General features: G+C 57.3%; 15 protein-coding genes. 1 reads left to right on the top strand and 14 read right to left on the bottom strand.

Annotated features, from left to right (window positions below; all coding sequences use genetic code 11):
• Nucleotides 1-241 precede the first annotated feature (241 nt).
• The 9 genes from OZX72_RS01360 to rmuC form a co-directional block, all read right to left on the bottom strand.
• The gene (locus tag OZX72_RS01360) at nucleotides 242-1,924 is read right to left on the bottom strand and encodes an NAD(P)/FAD-dependent oxidoreductase (RefSeq protein ID WP_277158672.1); all 1,683 of its coding nucleotides are present in this window, start codon (nucleotides 1,922-1,924) and stop codon (nucleotides 242-244) included.
• A 308-nt stretch (nucleotides 1,925-2,232) separates the two neighbouring features.
• Nucleotides 2,233-2,547: a DUF2469 domain-containing protein gene (locus OZX72_RS01355; RefSeq protein ID WP_277143495.1), complete on the bottom strand. Its 315-nt coding sequence runs from the start codon at nucleotides 2,545-2,547 to the stop codon at nucleotides 2,233-2,235.
• Entirely contained in the window at nucleotides 2,544-3,764 is a 1,221-nt protein-coding gene (locus OZX72_RS01350) for a GNAT family N-acetyltransferase (protein WP_277158671.1), read from the bottom strand. Before OZX72_RS01350 ends, OZX72_RS01355 begins: the two co-directional genes overlap by 4 nt.
• Before the next feature lie 156 nt (nucleotides 3,765-3,920).
• Entirely contained in the window at nucleotides 3,921-5,420 is a 1,500-nt protein-coding gene (gene gatB, locus OZX72_RS01345) for an Asp-tRNA(Asn)/Glu-tRNA(Gln) amidotransferase subunit GatB (protein WP_277158670.1), read from the bottom strand.
• A 24-nt stretch (nucleotides 5,421-5,444) separates the two neighbouring features.
• Nucleotides 5,445-6,986, bottom strand: coding sequence for an Asp-tRNA(Asn)/Glu-tRNA(Gln) amidotransferase subunit GatA (gatA, locus tag OZX72_RS01340; RefSeq protein ID WP_277158669.1), 1,542 nt, complete (start codon nucleotides 6,984-6,986; stop codon nucleotides 5,445-5,447).
• Nucleotides 6,983-7,282, bottom strand: a complete 300-nt coding sequence (gene gatC / locus OZX72_RS01335) for an Asp-tRNA(Asn)/Glu-tRNA(Gln) amidotransferase subunit GatC (RefSeq protein ID WP_277143481.1) — start codon at nucleotides 7,280-7,282, stop codon at nucleotides 6,983-6,985. The genes gatA and gatC overlap by 4 nt, the downstream gene beginning before the upstream one ends.
• Nucleotides 7,283-7,513: 231 nt before the next feature.
• On the bottom strand, nucleotides 7,514-8,305 hold the full coding sequence (locus tag OZX72_RS01330) for a TrmH family RNA methyltransferase (RefSeq protein ID WP_277158668.1): 792 nt from the start codon (nucleotides 8,303-8,305) through the stop codon (nucleotides 7,514-7,516).
• Between the two features lies 1 nt (nucleotide 8,306).
• Nucleotides 8,307-8,987, bottom strand: coding sequence for an orotate phosphoribosyltransferase (locus OZX72_RS01325; RefSeq protein WP_277158667.1), 681 nt, complete (start codon nucleotides 8,985-8,987; stop codon nucleotides 8,307-8,309).
• The gene (gene rmuC, locus OZX72_RS01320; protein ID WP_277158666.1) at nucleotides 8,984-10,333 is read right to left on the bottom strand and encodes a DNA recombination protein RmuC; all 1,350 of its coding nucleotides are present in this window, start codon (nucleotides 10,331-10,333) and stop codon (nucleotides 8,984-8,986) included. Before rmuC ends, OZX72_RS01325 begins: the two co-directional genes overlap by 4 nt.
• 275 nt (nucleotides 10,334-10,608) lie before the next feature.
• Between rmuC and OZX72_RS01315 the strand changes: the two genes are divergently transcribed.
• Nucleotides 10,609-11,730 (top strand): hypothetical protein, encoded by a 1,122-nt coding sequence (locus OZX72_RS01315; RefSeq protein WP_277158665.1) that lies wholly within the window; start codon nucleotides 10,609-10,611, stop codon nucleotides 11,728-11,730.
• A gap of 241 nt (nucleotides 11,731-11,971) precedes the next feature.
• Here the strand turns inward: OZX72_RS01315 and clpB are convergent, their stop codons facing one another.
• The 5 genes from clpB to trpA all read right to left on the bottom strand — a co-directional run bounded on the left by clpB (nucleotide 11,972) and on the right by trpA (nucleotide 18,516).
• Entirely contained in the window at nucleotides 11,972-14,605 is a 2,634-nt protein-coding gene (gene clpB, locus OZX72_RS01310) for an ATP-dependent chaperone ClpB (RefSeq protein ID WP_277158664.1), read from the bottom strand.
• A gap of 346 nt (nucleotides 14,606-14,951) precedes the next feature.
• Nucleotides 14,952-15,767 (bottom strand): fumarylacetoacetate hydrolase family protein, encoded by an 816-nt coding sequence (locus tag OZX72_RS01305; RefSeq protein WP_277158663.1) that lies wholly within the window; start codon nucleotides 15,765-15,767, stop codon nucleotides 14,952-14,954.
• A gap of 271 nt (nucleotides 15,768-16,038) precedes the next feature.
• Entirely contained in the window at nucleotides 16,039-16,374 is a 336-nt protein-coding gene (locus OZX72_RS01300; RefSeq protein WP_277158662.1) for an acylphosphatase, read from the bottom strand.
• Between the two features lie 48 nt (nucleotides 16,375-16,422).
• Entirely contained in the window at nucleotides 16,423-17,382 is a 960-nt protein-coding gene (locus tag OZX72_RS01295) for a YggS family pyridoxal phosphate-dependent enzyme (RefSeq protein WP_277159323.1), read from the bottom strand.
• A gap of 294 nt (nucleotides 17,383-17,676) precedes the next feature.
• Nucleotides 17,677-18,516 carry a tryptophan synthase subunit alpha gene (gene trpA / locus OZX72_RS01290; protein WP_277158661.1) on the bottom strand — a complete coding sequence of 280 codons (840 nt, stop codon included), beginning with the start codon at nucleotides 18,514-18,516 and terminating at the stop codon, nucleotides 17,677-17,679.
• Nucleotides 18,517-18,533 lie beyond the last annotated feature (17 nt).

Here is an 18,533-nt window from a genome sequence, read left to right as displayed (position 1 = left end):
GTTGCCTTTCCTTGACTTCCTACGGCAGTGCCCGGAAGCGTAATGAAAAAGATGCGGCATCTTTAAAAACCGCGTGTGAATATTCGACACCAACTTGTGGTTTTCGAACTTCCCTTTAGCGTACAACCGATGTGCGACCTTCGCCACGCCTGAAGCGGAAGCGTGTCGGAAAACGCAAAAGACGAACGCCCCGTCAGGAGCATTCGCCTTGTATACGATAAAAGTTAAAACTGGCTAACGGCTACTTTTCTTCGTGGTAGGACTTTTCGGTGTTGACCGACCAGACGTTCTTCTTGTCGGCACGGCCGGACTTGATGTTGCCCACGGCCTCCATCGCGCTGGCCATGGAATGGTCCTGGTTGTTGTAGCGGTGCTGGCCGTTGCGACCGACGCAGTAGAGATTGCCGAACGAATCAAGGTAATCGATAAGCTGAGGCATCTCGTCGTAGGTGTCGAAGTAGGCGGGGTACGCCTTCTTGACATGCTCGCGGTGCGAATCCAGAACGTCCTCGGGACCGTTGATCACGCGCATGCGCGTGAGTTCCTTGATGGCGAACGCAGTGGCTTCTTCATCTGAAAGATTCCAGAAATCATCGCCTTCCTCGCAGAAGTACTCGAGGCCGACCCAAACCGTATTGTCGACATCCTTGACCAGATACGGGCTCCAGTTGTTGAAAATCTGCACGCGGCCGACCTTGTAGCCCGGGTCCTGCACGTAGATCCAGCAGTCCGGCACAATCGGCGGGTTGCCAAGCGTCTTCATATCCGTCGTGTTCTTCAAACGCAGGTGCTTGACCAAGAGGCCGACAGTGACGAAATCACGGTAGGGCAGGCCGTTGGCGATACGCTTCATATCGGCGGGCACATCCTCGGAGGTCGTGGCGACTTCCTTGGAAGCAGACTTATTAGCGCTGTCGTTGCTGTCAGCGGGTTTTCCGGCTTCGTCGTCTTTCGCGGCCTTATCGATGGCGTTGACCAAGTCCTTGACCGGCATAGAAGAAATGAACTGATCTCCGCCGAGCTCGACGCGCTTGCCGTCAGCATCGAGATACACGACCGAAGCGATGCTACCGTCGTCCTTCTGGCGCAGCTCAACCACGTTCGCATCCGTCAATACCTTGCCGCCGTTGTCAACAACCTGGCCTTCGACGATCTCCCAGAGCTGGCCCGGGCCAAGCTTCGGGTACCAGAACTCCTCGATCAGCGAGGTCTCGACGTCCTTGGAATCCCGCTTCTTCGGCATCATCTTCTGGATGGCGTTCTTGAGCACGGAAATGACGCTCAAGCCACGCACGCGCTGGGCGCCCCAATCTGCCGAAATCTCAGCAGGAGTACGACCCCAAACCTTCGTGGTGTAGCCCTCGAAGAACATTGAATAGAGTTGGCGGCCGAAACGGTTGATATAGAAGTTCTCGAGATTGTCTTCCGGCAGCTTGTGAATCATCGACCAGAGATAGCTGAACCCGGCCTTCAACGTCAGCTTCAGGCCCAGTGCCTTGAACAAGCCCGGGGAAAGCGAAATCGGATAGTCCAGGAAATGTTGGTTCCAGAAGATACGAGAGACACGGTGGCGCTTCAACATCACCACATCCGTCTTCTCCGGATCCGGGCCGCCGGGCTCGAGGTCGTGGTGACGACCGAGTTTCTTGTCGTCGTATGAAGGCGCACCCTGCAGCGGCATGATGTTCTTCCACCAGTCCATCACACGGTCGTCCTTGGAGAAGAAACGATGCCCGCCGATATCCATGCGGTTGCCGTTGTGCTTCACTGTACGGCTGATGCCGCCGAACTCTTTCGTCGCTTCCAAAACGGTCACATCATACTTGCTGGCGCCGCCGTCCTTCAACAGCTCCCAAGCGGCGGTCAGGCCCGCAGGCCCGCCACCAATAATCACCACAGATTTCTTATCCGCATCCTCAGCCACAACTGCCTCCCGAAAAATACATACCTTTGAAGCCAATACGCCCCATTACACAAATCATCCTCAGCCTACACGAAAGCGCAAACCAGACCAATGAATGCCTCACAACATACACGAACATTCTTCAAATTTGCTTAAAAGTGCCCCTCAGAACTTCGACATCGCCCCAGTCGTTCTCTTGGCGATTTGTAAGGTTGAGGTCTGGGAGGCAGAGGCATGCGTTGCTCGACCGTAAAGACTTGGCCTGAGCGGCCCGGAGCGTGTCGAGCAATGTATGCCTCTGCCTCCCAGACCGCCAGTTGTAGCTGTTCCTACGCCAAAGAATCAGGAATATCGATGTCGGACTTCTGCACTTCCTCTACGTTGACATCCTTAAACGTAACAATTCTCACGTTCTTGACGAATCGCGAGGACCGGTACACGTCCCAGACCCACGCGTCGGTGAGTTGCACGTCGAAGTAGACGTCCTGCCCGGCGGAACGCACGTTGAAATCGACCTTGTTGGCCAAGTAGAAGCGTCGTTCCGTCTCTACGACGTAGGTGAAAAGCTTGATGACGTCGCGGTACTCCTTGTAGAGCGCCAGCTCGGCGTTCATCTCGTAATCGTCGAGATCTTCAGCGCTCACTGAACGCTACCCCCTGACTTATCTGAATTGTCGGTTGAAGCAATCTTGCTGTCGGCCTTGGCCTTGTTTTGACCATTATGGCCGATATTACGCCACCAAGCCTTCTTCGATTTCTTGCTTTGCGTTGCCGAATAGGGCCATGACGTTTCGGAATCGTCGTCGGCATCGTGTTTGCGGCCTGAGCCGTCTGCCGAGGACGATACGAAATCATTCGAACGAGTTTTGTCGGTGATGTCAGCACCTGTTGAAGTGGCTTCGCGAACAGATTGTTTTCCGGAATCTTTGCTGCCGCCTTGCCCATCACGCTTGCCTGCTTGGCCATTGACCTTTTGTCCGAAGGCTGCGCGGCCAGATTCGTTTCCAGCGCTTTCGCCACAACTGGCGTCGGCACCTGCAACGTCGGCCTTGTCATTGCTGTGCTTGTGCTGCTTGATTTCAATGGAATGCTCGCGTGCGGCCATAGCCTCTTTAACGCCAGGGTTACCCTCAATGACGTGCATGCCGAAGGCGTCAAGTGAGCGAATCGGATCGTATTCGTCGGCAAGAGTATCGAGAACTATCAAATCCTGATACTTGCCGATAGAGGCGTCCCACAGCGAATCTCGGGAGGTTCCGGACTTGATGAAGCCCAAGGACTGATAGACCGAAAGCGTGCGCGAGCTCTTTTCTGGCACGGCCACCCAGATGCGGTGCATGCCGAGCCCGACCGGCGAGGCGGCGAAACCATAGGTCATCACGCGGGGCATGGCGTCGCGGGAATAGCCGCGACCGCGATAATCCTTGCCCAACATCACCTGGATACGCGCGGAACGGGCCCAGCCGTCGATATCGATAAGGAAAATCATACCGATGACATTATCGGTGGCACCGGCGTCGACTTTGCCGTCAATATCATGGTCAGCATCGGTCAAAATCGCCCAAGCCATCGTGCGGCGGGCTTCAGGGTCTCCTACTCCTGAATCGGAGGCAGCTATGCCATTGACCCACGCCACGGAACGCTTGACCCAAGCCTGAACCACGGCACGTTCGGATTGCTTGTCTTTGCCGGTATCGCCGGAAGCGTTGAAATAGACCTCAAGCTGGTCGAGCTTCGGGATATCGTCAAGAGTGGCAGGGCGCAGATGCACCATTTCGCCACGAATCTCCGGGATGACAATACTCTTGGGCAGCTGACGCGGACTAACCTCTGCACTGGGGTTTTCGGAGTTTCCAGACATTTGCTTTCATTCCTCCAACACACTTGAAATCTTTAACAAGATTATCGTGTTCGCCTGACTATTCGCTGAAAGCTATTGTGCTCTCGCTTCATAGAAAATGGGACGAACACATTTTTGCATTCGTCCCATAAATTCTTCGGCTTCTATAAAGAAGACTCAGTTCTTCATCTTCTTGATGACCAAAGCGCTCACGGCCTTGGCATCGGCTTGACCGTGGGTGGCGCGCATGACGGCACCGATGATGGCGCCCATCGGCTTCATGTTGCCGCTCTTGAGCTTTTCAGCCACGTCCGGGTTGGCGGCAAGAGCCTCGTCAATCGCCTTGTCGAGTGCACCGTCGTCGGAGACGACCTGATAGCCGTGCTTCTTCACGACTTCGTCAGGTGTGCCTTCGCCGGCGAGAACGCCAGTGACGGTCTGCTTGGCGAGCTTGTCGTTCAGTTTGCCGTCGGCAACAAGCTTCTCAACCTCAGCCACATCGGCCGGGGTGATCGGCAGCTCTTCAAGCGAAAGGCTGCGCTCGTTGGCGACGCGGGAAATCTCGCCGAGCCACCACTTGCGGGCGCCGGCTGCACTCGCGCCATCCTTGACGGTCTCTTCGACCAAGTCGAGCGCATCGGCGTTGATGATGTCGCGCATCTCGAGATCACTGAGCTTCCATTCGGACTGCAGACGGGCGCGGTGCTCGCGAGGCATCTCCGGCATGGTCTTGGCGATTTCGTCGATGTGATCCTGCGTGATGTGCAGCATCACCAGGTCCGGATCGGGGAAGTAACGGTAATCGTTCGCGTCGGACTTCACACGACCGCCGGCCGTGGTCTGCGTGGCTTCGTCCCAGTGACGAGTCTCCTGCAGGATCTCGCCGCCCTCGTCGAGGATAGCCGCCTGACGGCGAATCTCGTACTGCAGGGTCTTCTTGATGCCGCGGAAGGTGTTGACGTTCTTGGTCTCGCTACGGGTGCCGAGCTTGGTCTCACCCTTCTTGCGCAACGAAATGTTGACGTCGGCACGCATGTTGCCCTGTTCCATGCGGCCATGGGAAATACCCAGGGCACGCACGATGTCGCGAATGGCACGCATGTAGGCGTCCGCAATCTCTGGGACGCGGTCGCCGCCGCCTTCGACAGGCTTGGTGACGATTTCGATCAGCGGGACGCCGGCGCGGTTGTAGTCGACCAGCGAATGGTCGGCACCTTCAATACGGCCGTCGGCACCGCCCACGTGGGTGTTCTTGCCGGCGTCGTCCTCGATGTGCGCGCGCTCAATCGGCACGCGGAAGGGGGTGCCGTCGTCGAGCTCGATGTCGAGGTAGCCGTTACCATTGGTCGGTTTGTCGAACTGGGAGATCTGATAGTCGCGAGGCATGTCCGGGTAGAAATAGTTCTTACGCGCGAACTGGCTCCACTCGTTGATCTGGCAGTGCAGCGCCAGACCCAGCTTGATCGCGAAATCGACGGCGGTCTTGTTGACCACCGGGAGCGATCCGGGCAGGCCGAGGCTTACCGGGGTCAACTCCGTGTTCGGTTCCGCGCCGAACTCTTCGTGCGCCGGGCAGAACAGCTTGGTCTGCGTGCACAGCTCGACGTGGGTTTCCAGACCGAATACCGGGTCAAATTCCTTGACGGCATCGGAATACTTCATCAATTTTTCAGCCATGATTTTATGCTCCTTGCCGTCCGATTACTTTGCGTTCCCGAGCCACGGGGTCTTGAGGGACTGCCAGATTGGGCCGCCCCACTGCTCCTCGAGCGCGGCCTCGAGCGCGGCTGCGGGCTTGTACATCTGCTCGTCGTGCTTCTGCGGGGCCATGAACTGGAAGCCGACCGGCAGGCCGTCGTCCGAAAGTCCTGCGGGAATGCTCATTGCGGGGGTTCCGGCCATGTTCGCCGGAATCGTGGCGACATCGCTCATATACATGGTCAGCGGGTCGTTCATCTTCTCGCCGAACTTGAACGCGGTGGTCGGGGAAGTGGGCGCGACCAACACGTCGGCCTTCTCGAACGCCTTGTTGAAGTCGTCGATGATCAGGGTACGGACCTTCTGTGCCGAGCCGTACCACGCGTCGTAGTAACCGGCGGAAAGTGCGTAGATGCCGAGGATGATACGGCGCTTGACTTCGTCACCGAAGCCGGCTTCACGGGTGTAGGCCATCATGTTGGCGGCGGTCTGCGGCACGCCTTCTGGCGGCATGACGCGCAGGCCGTAACGCATGCCATCGTAACGGGCCAGGTTGGAGCTGACTTCGGAGGGCATGATGATGTAATATGCAGCAAGCGCGTAATCGAAGTGCGGGCAATCGACCTCGACCACTTCGGCACCCATGTCTTGCAAAAGCTTGACCGCTTCGTTGAAACGGGCTTCAACGCCGGGCTGGTAGCCGTCGCCGCTCAGCTGACGCACCAGGCCGACGCGCACACCCTTGAGGTCGCGCTTGTAGCCTTCACGGGCAGCCTTGGAAATCGGGGGCACATCCATCGGGATGGACGTGGAATCACGCACGTCGTGGCCGCCGATGATTTCCTGCAGCAGTGCGGAATCGAGCACGTTGCGGGAGACGGGGCCGATCTGGTCGAGCGAGCTCGCCATGGCGATTGCGCCGAAACGGGAGACGCCGCCGTAGGTGGGCTTGACGCCGACCGTACCGGTCAACGAACCAGGCTGACGAATCGAGCCACCGGTATCGGTGCCAAGGGCAAGCGGGGCCTCAAACGCGGCGACCGCGGATGCGGAACCACCACCGGAACCACCGGGGACGCGCTCGGTATCCCAAGGATTGTGGGTCGGGCCATACGCGGAATGCTCCGTGGAGGAACCCTGCGCAAACTCATCGAGGTTGGTCTTGCCCAGCAACGGCATGCCAGCGGCCTTGAGCTTCTTGATGACCGTGGCATCGTAGGGCGGCACCCAGCCCTCGAGAATCTTCGAGGCGGCCGTCGTAGGGATGCCCTTGGTGACGATCATGTCCTTGATGGCGATCGGCACACCGGCAAGCTCCGGCAGGCCTTCGGTCTCCCCTGCGGTGTTCTTCTTGTCGAATTCGTCGGCCTGGGCGCGAGCCTCGTCGGCGGAAACGTGAAGGAAGGCGTGCAATTCCGGTTCGGCGGCATCGATGACGTTGAGCTCAGCGTCGACCAGCTCGCGGCTGGAGACTTCCTTGTTGCGAATCTTCTCCGCCATCTGTGCGGCGGTCAGCTTCACCAGTTCGTTTGTTTCGGCCATCATTCGTCACCTCCAAGGATTCGCGGTGCCACGAACATACCGTCTTCGGTGGCGGGGGCGCCGGAAAGCGCCTCTTCGCGGGTCAGCGGCTTTTCGGGAACGTCGGGGCGCAGATAGGCCTCGAGCGGGACCGGGTTGGCAGTGGGTTCAACGTCGTCGGACGCGACTTCCTGCACCTTGTTGATGGAATCGGCGATGACGTTCAACTCGCCTTGCATGCGGGTCGCTTCCTCGTCGGTGAGCGCAATCTGGGCGAGATGGCCCAGATGCTCGACTGTTTCTCTTGTGAAAGTAGGCATAACCTTAACTATATGAGTCGTCTGTGACGTTCAGATAACGGGATTCATCCGCAAAAATCCGATTCCGATGACGAATAAACCGATATTCCGACAACTTCTGCTAGAAACAAGACAATCCTGTTAGAAAACGCACACTTTGAACCTTTGAAACGTACATTTTCTCGCAGGATTGTCTTGTTGCAAGCAGAATCATCCATTGGATCCTGCACAATTTAACAAGCGGTAAACACTTTATCGAGTCAGGTGCTGGGAGATCCAGCAGTGCATCGAGACAGCGGCGGCGGCACCGGCGTTGATGGAACGTACCGAGCCGAATTGGGAAATATAGACCACATCATCGGCCAGTTCCAGCGCTTTTTGGGAAAGGCCCGGGCCTTCGGCGCCAAACAGCATCAGGCAACGATTCGGGAAACGATAGGTTTCGATGGGAACCGCGCCGGGGATGATATCGAGCGCGATGATGCGGGAGGCTTTGGCCTCCTCGGCGATGCGATGATAACGAGCCTTGTCCACACGAAATTCGGCTTTGGCTTCATCGGCTTCAGCCTGCCTGATTTCCTCGGCGATTTCCTTCTTCCAGCTCACCACCAGCTCCTCGATGGAGGGATGATGGTCGACATGCTGGTAGAGCTCGGTCATCAGTGCACCCTTGCGGTTCCACTTGTGCGGACCGACGATATGCACTTTGCGGGCGGCGAAGGCGTTGGCCGTGCGCACCATCGAACCAATGTTGAAATCGTGCGTCCAGTTTTCGACGGCCACTTCGAAGTCGTGCCGGCCCTGCTTGTCAAGATCTGCCTTAATCGCGGCTACTGACCAGTAACGGAACCTGTCGAGCACGTTGCGGCGGTCGCCGTTGTCGAGCAATTCCGGGTCGTAACGTTCATCGAAATTCGGGGATTGCGGGTCGTCAGGACGAGGTTCGTCTGGGTGGGTATCCGACCACGGACCGACGCCGATTTCACGGAAAACCGGCTCGCCGGAAGCCTGAGCAGCTGCGGTTATCGGATTGGGTTCGCGCATATCAGTCGGCCTTCTTTGCCATAGCTGTGCTATCACGCAATTCATCCTCGTCAAAAGCCATTATGAACGGAAGATTGCATTCCTCACCAGAAACGGGATTGATGACCTTAATGCTGTTGGAATCCGCATCACCGCTGACTCCGCCGATCAGCGAAGCGATAGCCACGACCTTCGCGCCCTCGTGCTCGACGACGCTGAAATCAAGGCTCAGCTCGTTGCCGTTACGCAAGGTGACCAGTGACGAAGTCTGTACATACGACTTTTCAGAAAGCCAGGAATCCAGCAATACCACACGTTTACTGGCAATAGAAGGGCCTTTGATTGAAGGATAGACAAAATCCATCACGAAGCCATCAAGCTCACGACCACGCGCATAGGCGGCATGCATCACTGCCGTCACCATCGGCACAGCGGCAGCGGTCAGCGCACCGACCGCGTCGAAATTATTAAGCGTAAAACCACGCTTCTCAAGCGCGTCGAGCAGAGCGTCGCCAATCAGCGCCGCACCACGATAGTCAAGGCTCACATCGAACAGCTCGCTGAAGGGTTTCTTCTCAACCGCTGCCTGCAGAAGCGCCTGCAATTTGTTTTTGCCCTGCTTGCTGCTCTCACCTTCACTCCCGCTTCTGGCTTTAGCTTCAGCTCCCGAGTCAGCCGCGAATCCACCGTTTTCTGCACTCATTCCTTCTCCTCAGAATCAAGATCCAGCTCGGGCGCGGTCAGTTCATGCACGTCGGTCTTGTCGGAATCGACCATCTCGACCGGCTCGATGACCTTGCTCGAATCAATCTTCTGCATCTTACGCGCGGTGACCAACACACGCGATTCCAATGATGCAGCGAAAGCGTTATAGGCCGAAACCGTGCGGGTGATGGAATGGCCGAGTTTGTTGGCCTTGTCACCCAGAACCGCGAAGCGCTCGTAGAGTTCGCGCGAAAGGTCGAAGAGCATCTTGGCGTCGTCGGTGAGGCTCTGCTGCTGCCATGCGAAGGCGACCGACTTCAGCACGGCCCACAACGTGACCGGCGAAGTCAACGCGACCTTTTTGGCAAAGGCATCATCCATCAGCGTTGGATCGACTTTTAATGCTGCCTCAAGCAAAGCATCGTTGGGAATGAAAGCGATGACAAAATCGGGAGTGGTATCAAAAGCGTTCCAATAAGCCTTGTCGCCCAAGGTCTTGACATGCTCACGCAATGCCTTGGCATGGGCCTGCAGCAGTTGGTCACGTCGTTTGAGCTCATCTTCCGAGGCGGTATCGGGAATCTCGCAGGCACGCTGATAATCGGAATACGGGGCCTTGGCATCGATGGGAATGGTCTTGCCGCCGGGCAGATAAACCACCATATCCGGCCGCTGCACACGACCTTCCGGATCCGTGACCACTACCTGCGTATCAAAATCGACGTGTTCCAGAAGTCCCGCGGATTCGACAATGTTGCGCAGCTGCGCCTCGCCCCACGCACCACGAACCTTGTTGTTACGCAACGCGGCCGAAAGCGAGCTGGTCTCCTTGTCCAAACGCGTCTGCTGGTCGTTCAAACCCTTGAGCTGCTGGCCCAAGGAACCCATCTCCTGCTTGCGTCCTTCTTCGATCTGGGTGACCTTCTGCTGCAAGGCATCGAGGTTCTTCTGCACGGGCGCGAGCGCCGAAAGCACCTTGCTCTGCTCGGCCATCGCCTTGGCCTGCTCCTGCCGCTTGCGCTCGGCCGCCTCACGCTCCTGTTCCTGCTGCCGTTGCACGCGCAACTGTTCGGCCTGCTGGGCCTGCGCCAACTGGGATTTAACGAAAGCGAGCTGCCGATTGAGCCCATCGCACTGTGTACGATATTGCGCGGACTGGGTAGTCAGCTCTCCCACCTGACGACGAAGCTGGTCGTTCTGCGCCTGCGCTTCCTCGGCATCCGTGTTTTTCACGTTTCGCGCAGTTTCCTGCCCTTTGGATTTGCCCAACACGAAACCGGCCACCAGCCCCAGCGCCGCTGCGAAGATGACCAATACGATTGCCACTACAGGATTTTCGAACATATGTTCTATTACACAGGACGCCATGGACGAAATCAGACACGCAATCCTGTTAAAATATCGATTCCCCAATTCGCGCTTCACGGTGCCAAATATTCCGCTTCACACTTCAATAAACATGCCTGCCTTACACCCTCGAAACCCACGAAATACGAATCGGAGCACCGTCCGTGCCCAATTACCCTTTAATGTGTGCGTATATCTCGTGTCAATCAACGCGGTAACGCAGATATCAGCACAACTTACTGGAATGATAAAAGGGTAATCAAGGAGGAACCGTGGGATTCGACTTATTTATGGGCGGTTTGGCGGTGGTAGCCGCAGCGCTGGCCACATGGCTCATCATCCTCTATTTCCGCTCCCCCACTTCGGCGCAATCGTCGGTCGAGACCGCGCTGCAAGGGCTTCGCAACCCCAATTCGTCATCCGCCGAGCGCTCGGGACTGGCAGCAAACAGCAGCCCGGAGAGCGGTCAAGCACAATCCCGGCAAACCCGAACGGCGGAAACCGATGGGACCGAAGTTCAGATTTCACGCATTTCCCGGATGCTGATTCTCGCGATCGTACTCACCGTCATCGTTTTCATTCCTTCACTGGTCAGCCGTTTCAGCGCATCCTTTGCATCTACTTGGCTGGTCAACCCTTGGCTGCAAGCCATTCTGACCACCCCGACGATGTTCTGGTGCGGCGCTCCGATTCACCGCGAAGGCTGGCACGCGCTCAGGCGTCGCACCCCGGACGTCAATTCGCTGATTTCATTGGGAGCCACGGGAGCTTTTATCTACAGCCTCGCGATTTGCGTGGCCGGCAACCAGTTCCCGGAAGGCTCGCGGCGCGCTTATTTCGGCGGCGTCAATGTCATCATCGCCTTGGCGCTGGCCATCGAACTCGTCGAACTTTTGATTCTTCGTGATGTTGGAGAATCACAGGATATGGTAAATGCGGCAACAGCATCGCAAGCCACATCCGCAATAGAGAAAGCTTCTACTGTCAACAACAGCTCGACTGCAGCCATAAACAAAAACAATAAAAGTAGCGAAAGTTCGTCCTCACCGTCTCAAACTTCAGGTGTCGGCTCTGGCTCCAACGCCCGTACGATTGGCGCAAACGCCAATATGGCAGCCCATGGCATCGCCGACCGTGCGTTCAACACGCTCATTGCAGGCATCAGAAAACTCGCGCATTTCACCCGCATTTTCGTCATCACCGTCATCATCATCGCGGTCTGGGCGTTCGCGCTGTTGGTGGTGTTCGGCCCGCAGCCGCGCCTGACATTCGCACTGTTCGGCGGCGTCGGCGTGCTGGTCATCGCCGGTTTCATCCTTGCAATTCTCGCGCTCGTCCTTATTGTCAATGGACGTAGAAAAGCACAGCGCGGCAATATCAAAGCCGCTGAATAATCAATGGAACCAATAAATAATAAATCTGTATTTTTCTATTTGCGCTAGAGCAAACCAAGATAACATTGCAGGCGCCAAACGGGATCGACACACAAGCCTGATACATACAGCGAAGAGCCGAGCCATCGCATTGCTGCAACAGCTCGGCTCTTCGCCAGATACTAATAACTATCAGCTATCTATAAGCCCTCTGCGGAACGCTTTATCATTTGCGCTCCGCAACCGGCTTCACACCGTCAAATCACTTGTCCTCGTGATCCTCGCTCAGCGGATCTTCGGGCATCGTGCTCAGCTCAAGGTGATCGCCGCCGGTCTGGTCGACCAAGACGGTGTCGCCGTCGTGAACCTTGCCGGCGAGCAACATCTTCGCCATCTGGTCGCCGACCTCCGTCTGCACCAGGCGACGCAACGGACGGGCGCCGTAAGCCGGGTCGTAACCGGCGTTGGCGAGCCATTCCTTTGCGGCCTTGGTGACGTCGAGCGTGATGCGGCGGTCGGTGAGACGCGACGCGACCTGCTTGACTTGGATGTCCACGATCTCGCCCAACTCCTCGCGTGTGAGCGGATGGAAGATGACCAGCTCGTCAAGACGGTTGATGAATTCCGGCTTGAAGTGCGAGTGAACCGCGTCCATAACGGCCTTGCGCTTCGCCTCATCATCCAAATCAGGCTGCACCAGGAACTGCGAACCCAAGTTCGAGGTCATGATGAGAATCGTGTTCTTGAAGTCCACGGTCCGGCCCTGGCCATCGGTCAGGCGACCGTCGTCAAGCACCTGCAGAAGGATGTCGAAGACCTCGGGGTTCGCCTTCTCCACCTCGTCGAACAGCACGACAGAGTAAGGACGACGCCGCACGGCCTCGGTCAACTGACCGCCCTCTTCGTAGCCGACATAGCCAGGGGCCGCACCAATCAGACGGGTCACGGAACCCTTGTCCATGTACTCGCTCATGTCGATACGCACCATGGCCTTCTCGTCGTCGAAGAGGAAGTCCGCCAACGCCTTGGCGAGCTCCGTCTTGCCCACGCCGGTCGGGCCCAGGAAGAGGAACGATCCTGTCGGACGGTTCGGGTCGGAGATACCGGCACGCGAGCGCCGCACAGCGTCCGAAACCGCCTGAATGGCTTCTTTCTGGCCGATGACGCGCTTGCCGAGGAACTTCTCCATATTCAGAAGCTTCTCGTTCTCGCCCTGCATCAAGCGGCCGACGGGGATGCCGGTCCATTCGGAGACGATGCCCGCCACCGAATCGGCGTCCACGTGGTCGGGGACCATCGGTTCGGTCTCCTGACCGTTCGCATTCTCCTCGTCCGCGGCCTGCTCAGCCAAATCGAGCTGCTTGCGAATCGCCGGAATCTCGCCGTACAGAATCTTGCTGGCCTTCTCCAAATCACCCTCACGGGTGTACTTGTCGGCCTGCACCTTCTTGGCATCGAGCTGGGCACGCAGGTCGCCGACCTTGTTGTGGCCGGCCTTCTCGGCGTCCCAGCGGGTCTTCAAGCCCGAAAGCTTCTCGCGAGTGTCCGCCAAGTCGCTTTGCAGCTTCTTCAGGCGGTCCTTGCTGGCCGGATCTTCGGCCTTCTTAAGCTGCATCTCCTCCATCTCGAGACGGGTCTCGCGACGCTGCAGCTCATCGATTTCCTCGGGCTGGCTATCCAACTCCATGCGCAGGTGCGCAGCGGCCTCATCGACCAAGTCGATGGCCTTATCGGGCAGCTGACGACCGGAAATGTACCGGTTCGAAAGCGTCGCCGCGGCCACGAGCGCATCGTCGCCAATGGTCACCTTGTGGTGCGCCTCGTAACGCTGCTTCAAGCCACGCAGAATCGCGATGGTGTCTTCAACGCTAGGCTCACCGACGAAGACCTGCTGGAAACGACGCTCCAGCGCCGGATCCTTCTCGATGTTCTCACGGTATTCGTCGAGCGTGGTCGCGCCGATCAGACGGAGCTCGCCACGGGCCAGCATGGGCTTTAACATATTGCCAGCGTCCATTGATCCTTCGGCCGCACCTGCGCCGACAATGGTGTGAATCTCGTCAATGAAGGTGATAATCTCGCCGTTCGCGCTCTTAATCTCGTTCAAGACGGACTTCAGGCGTTCCTCGAATTCGCCACGGTACTTCGAACCGGCCACCATCGAACCCAAATCAAGGCTGATGAGCTTCTTGTTCTGCAAGGTCGTGGGCACGTCGCCCGCCACGATGCGTTCCGCCAATCCTTCGACGACGGCGGTCTTGCCGACGCCGGGTTCGCCAATCAGCACCGGGTTGTTCTTGGTACGGCGGGAAAGAATCTGGATGACGCGACGAATCTCCTGATCGCGGCCGATGACCGGGTCAAGCTTGCCTTCCTTCGCCTGCGCCGTCAAGTCGGTGGAGTACTTCTCCAGCGCCTTGTAGCTGCCTTCGGCGTCCGGGCTGGTCACTTTCGCGCCGCCACGCACGCTCGGCACGGCCTTGCGCAAGGCTTCCGGGGTCACACCGTTGTTCTTCAAAATCGTCGCACTCTCGTTGGGTGCTGCGTCGGCGATCCCGATGAGCAGATGCTCGGTGGAGACGTATTCGTCGCCCATCTTCTGCATTTCCTTCTCGGCCTGGGCCAGCGCGGCCGTCAGCTGGCGGCTCGCCTGAGGCTGCGAGGTCGAAGAACCGCTCGCGCTGGGCAGCGCGACCAACGCGTTGCGCACCGCGGCGCCAATCGCCTTCGGGTCCCCGCCCGCGGCGCTGATGAGCCCCGTGACCACGCTGTTTTCCTGACGCAGCAACGCATCCATCAGATGCAGAGTGTCAACCTGCGGGTTGCCCGCAGCCGACGCGCTTTGAATCGCGTCTCCAATAGCTTCCTGAGCCATGGTCGTAAATTGTTGTTCCATGTGTTCCTCCGTTTGTTCGCCCTGTTCCTCCGTGAATCGTTGGAATTCAAGGCATTATTCAATCTCTGCTTATTACAACCGCAAACGGAGGAATTCTATTCCCAAAACTTGAGTCTATTCGACTCAACTTTTAGACGCCATTGTCTAGTTTTGTAATTCAAATACCGGGTAATCGCCGTTCTTATAGCACTGTATATATCTCAATAACTACTATCGGATAAAAGCGAACTGGGTAAAACAAACCGGCCAACGGAACTTGGATTCCGCTAGCCGGCCTATTTAATACCTATACCTTATGTACTGATGAAACTTCAATACCAAACCGAGGTTAAATCCGCGATTCAGCTCAGCCCTTGACCACCACGTTGCGCAGGGAACCGATGCCGTCGATGTTGACGATGGCCTCATCGCGCGGCTTCAGCGTGCCGGAAGCGTTCGGGGTGCCGGTCATAATGACGTCGCCGGGCAGAAGCGTGGCAAAACTTGAAATCTCGGCAATCTGCTCGGGAATAGAATGAATCAGATCGGCGGTGGTGCCGGAAGCGGCGGGCACGTCCTCGCCGTTCAGGGTGAAAGAAATCTTCGCGTCTTTCCAGTTGAGGTCGGTCTCAACCCACGGGCCCAGCGGGCAGGAGGTGTCGAAGCCCTTGGCACGCGTCCACATCGGGTCGTCGCCCTGCAGGTCGCGCAACGTCACGTCATTGACGCAGGTGAAGCCGAGTACGTAATCCATAGCTTTCTCGACGGAAACGTTCTTGGCGATACGACCCATGACCACGGCCACTTCCGGCTCGAAGTTCATATCGTTCGAAAAATCAGGAATGACGATTGGATCGTCAGGGCCGATGACGGAGGTCGACGGTTTCATGAAAATGACCATCTCGCTGGGGGCATGCTCGGCGGCCGACTGGCCCTTGGAGTGCATATATTCGGCGTGGGCCTCGTAGTTCTTAGCCAGGCCATAAACCTTGGAAGGGATGACGGGCGCAAGCAGGCGGATGCCCTCTTCGTCAATCAGGTGACGCTCGCCGGTGGGCTGCACCGGCTGGGAGCCGAAGGGATAGCCGTCAAGCTCGACGAGATAATCCTTCTTGTCGTTGCTGTCGGTCTGCACGAAGGCATAGTGCGGAATATCGTTATAGGAATAGCGTGCAATTCTCATGCCTTCAGCCTACGCCACTTCCCCGTCATGCGTAGGTCAAAAGCCGAAATAGGCCAGAAAATAATCCCGAATACTGCCGCTGCGATGGACACTTACCCGTGCCTCATCCCTAGACGGACTCACCTGTACTGGAAACACCTAAACCGACCAGCTAAATGCGACTTTCCCCGCACTAACCCCGGCACATGTGCGGGAAAAAACGCAATCTGAATCGCTAAATGCGACTTTCCCCGCACACCAACCCCACTTAGTGCGGGAAAAGACACAAATCTCAGATAGCGTCGCGACGGACGCGGAATTCGAAGCCTTCATTGCCAGAAAGCGGGATTTCCGTGGTTTCGACGTTATCGACACGACCCCATTGCGGACCATGGCCGAGCCGTTGGACGAACGCGGCGACCACGCTCTGCTCGCCTTGCACCTCAACCTCCACCGAACCGTCGAGACGGTTGCGCACCCAGCCCGCTACACCGCAACGACGGGCCTCATTGACCGCAAAATAGCGGTAGCCGACGCCTTGCACCATGCCGGTGACCACCGCGCGCACACGGATGACACGACCTTCGGTTTTATTTCTGGCTTTGACTTTGCCTACGCCACTTTTCATTGTTGTCTGTTCTCTCATCGTCTCCCCCAAAACGTTGAAATCAGTAGCTTAGATAAACGCACGCTCGCCGAAAATCGCGGTGCCGACGCGCACGATGGTCGAGCCTTCGGCCACCGCGTAGTCCATATCGTGGGTCATGCCCATCGAAAGTTCGCGGCATTGTGCCGTTCCGGGCTCACCGGACTTCAAAATCGTATCGCGGGTGCCGCGCAGGTGCGCAAAACCGTTGCGTATCGTCTTTTCGTCGTCAACGTGGGCGCCGATGGTCATCAAACCTTGCAATTGCAGGCCTTCAAGTGAAGCAATCTGATAGGCCAAATCCACGGCCTCGTCAGGTTCGCAACCGGACTTCGAAGCCTCTCCGGATTCGTTGACTTCCATCAACACGCCGACGACGATGTGGCGGGCGACGGCGCGACGCGCGATTTTTTGCGCTTCCTCAAGCGAGCCGACGGATTCGATGGTGTCAACGTACGGGAGCACCTTCCCAATTTTGTTGGATTGCAGCTGGCCGATTAGATGGAACGGGATGTGGCCGTTCGAGGCGGTTTGAGAAGCTGCAGAAGCGCTGGCATTCCGCACGTTCGTAGTAGCAGAATCGTTGGAACCATTGTCATTCTGTGCACTTGCAGAAGCATCATTGGAACCATTACCATTCAAGACATTCGCAGAAGCAGAACCATTGGCACTTTGCCCGTTTACAGCGGCACCCAGCGAAAAGCCGCGCTGCGCACATTGACGAATCAAGCCCTCGGCCTTGGCAGAAATTTCCTGCGGGCGGTTCTCACCGATCATACGTACGCCAGCGTCGATGGCCGCCATGATTTCGCCGACATCACGGGTTTTCGTAGCCGCGAGCAGACGAACGGAACCAGTCTCACGCCCGGATGAAACCTCGGCTTTTGCGATATCGTCGAGTACTCGATGCACGCCGTCCGTGATTTCCTTGATACGCGCCTCGTCGATGACCTCATTGGCGAGATCCTTGTGATCCATATAAGCAGTCATCATTCCTCGCTTCCCACTTCGATTGTCCGCATCCATATTATGCATGCCCATGTCATCGCGACTCGGCCCAAATCGCACTTTTATAGCATTGAGATGAAAAACACGCAAAATACAATCTCTAAAACACACTTTTCTGACGGTCATGTAAAAAACATGCAAAATAGCGACCGCATCTTGCACATTTTCCACAGTTACGTGAAAAACATACGAGATGCGGTCGCTAAAATGCACTTTTACGCGCTCACTTCATGCGCGCGACACCACTTACGCATCATGTGTATACGCAAGGCCTGCTCAGTTCAGCCCGTGAACGGCCTCGGCCAGCGAACGGACGTAGTCGGTGACGTAAGGCACCGCGTCCTCACCGTATTTGCCGACCATGCGCACGATGGCGGAACCGACAATAGCACCGTCGGAATCGGCGGCCATCGTAGCAGCCTGCTCGGGCGTGGAGATGCCGAAACCGATGGCGGCTGGCACATCGGTGACGGAGCGCACTTCGCGCACCATGCCCTTCACATCGCTGGTGATCTCCTCGCGAACGCCGGTGACGCCAAGCGAGCTCACGCAATAGATGAAGCCTTTGGCGTCGGAGGCGATGCTGTGGATGCGCTCGTGCGAGGTCGGGGCGATAAGGCTGACCAAATCAAGCCCCTCGTCGGCCAGCGGCTCGTCGAATTCCGGCTTTTCCTCGTGCGGCACGTCCGGCAGAATCACGCCGTCAAGCCCGACTTCCGCAGCGCGGTGTGCAAAACGCTCGAGGCCGTAGGAATAGAGCACGTTGGCGTAGGTCATGAAGACCATCGGCGTATCGATATGATGGTCATTGTGCAGGCGCTCGACCAGTGCAAACGCATCGTCGGTCGTCGTTCCAGCGGAAAGCGCGCGGTTGCTGGCTTCCTGAATGACAGGACCTTCCGCGGTCGGGTCAGAGAACGGAACACCCAGCTCGATCAAATCGGCACCGGCATCAATCATGGCCGGCACCAGTTTTTCGGTCAGCTCAATCGAAGGATCACCAACGGTGACGAACGGGATAAAAGCCTTGCGGCGGCTGCCGTCGGGGGCCGTGAACGCTTCCAAAATGCGGGAGCGGCGTGCGCCCTGCTGGGCCTGTGTTGTTGTCTCAGTCATATCAGTTGCATCCTTTC

This window comes from Bifidobacterium sp. ESL0769 (assembly GCF_029395495.1).
GTDB lineage: Bacteria > Actinomycetota > Actinomycetes > Actinomycetales > Bifidobacteriaceae > Bifidobacterium.
Note: the sequence above shows the minus strand (reverse complement) of the source record. Positions and strands in the feature narration are given on the sequence as shown.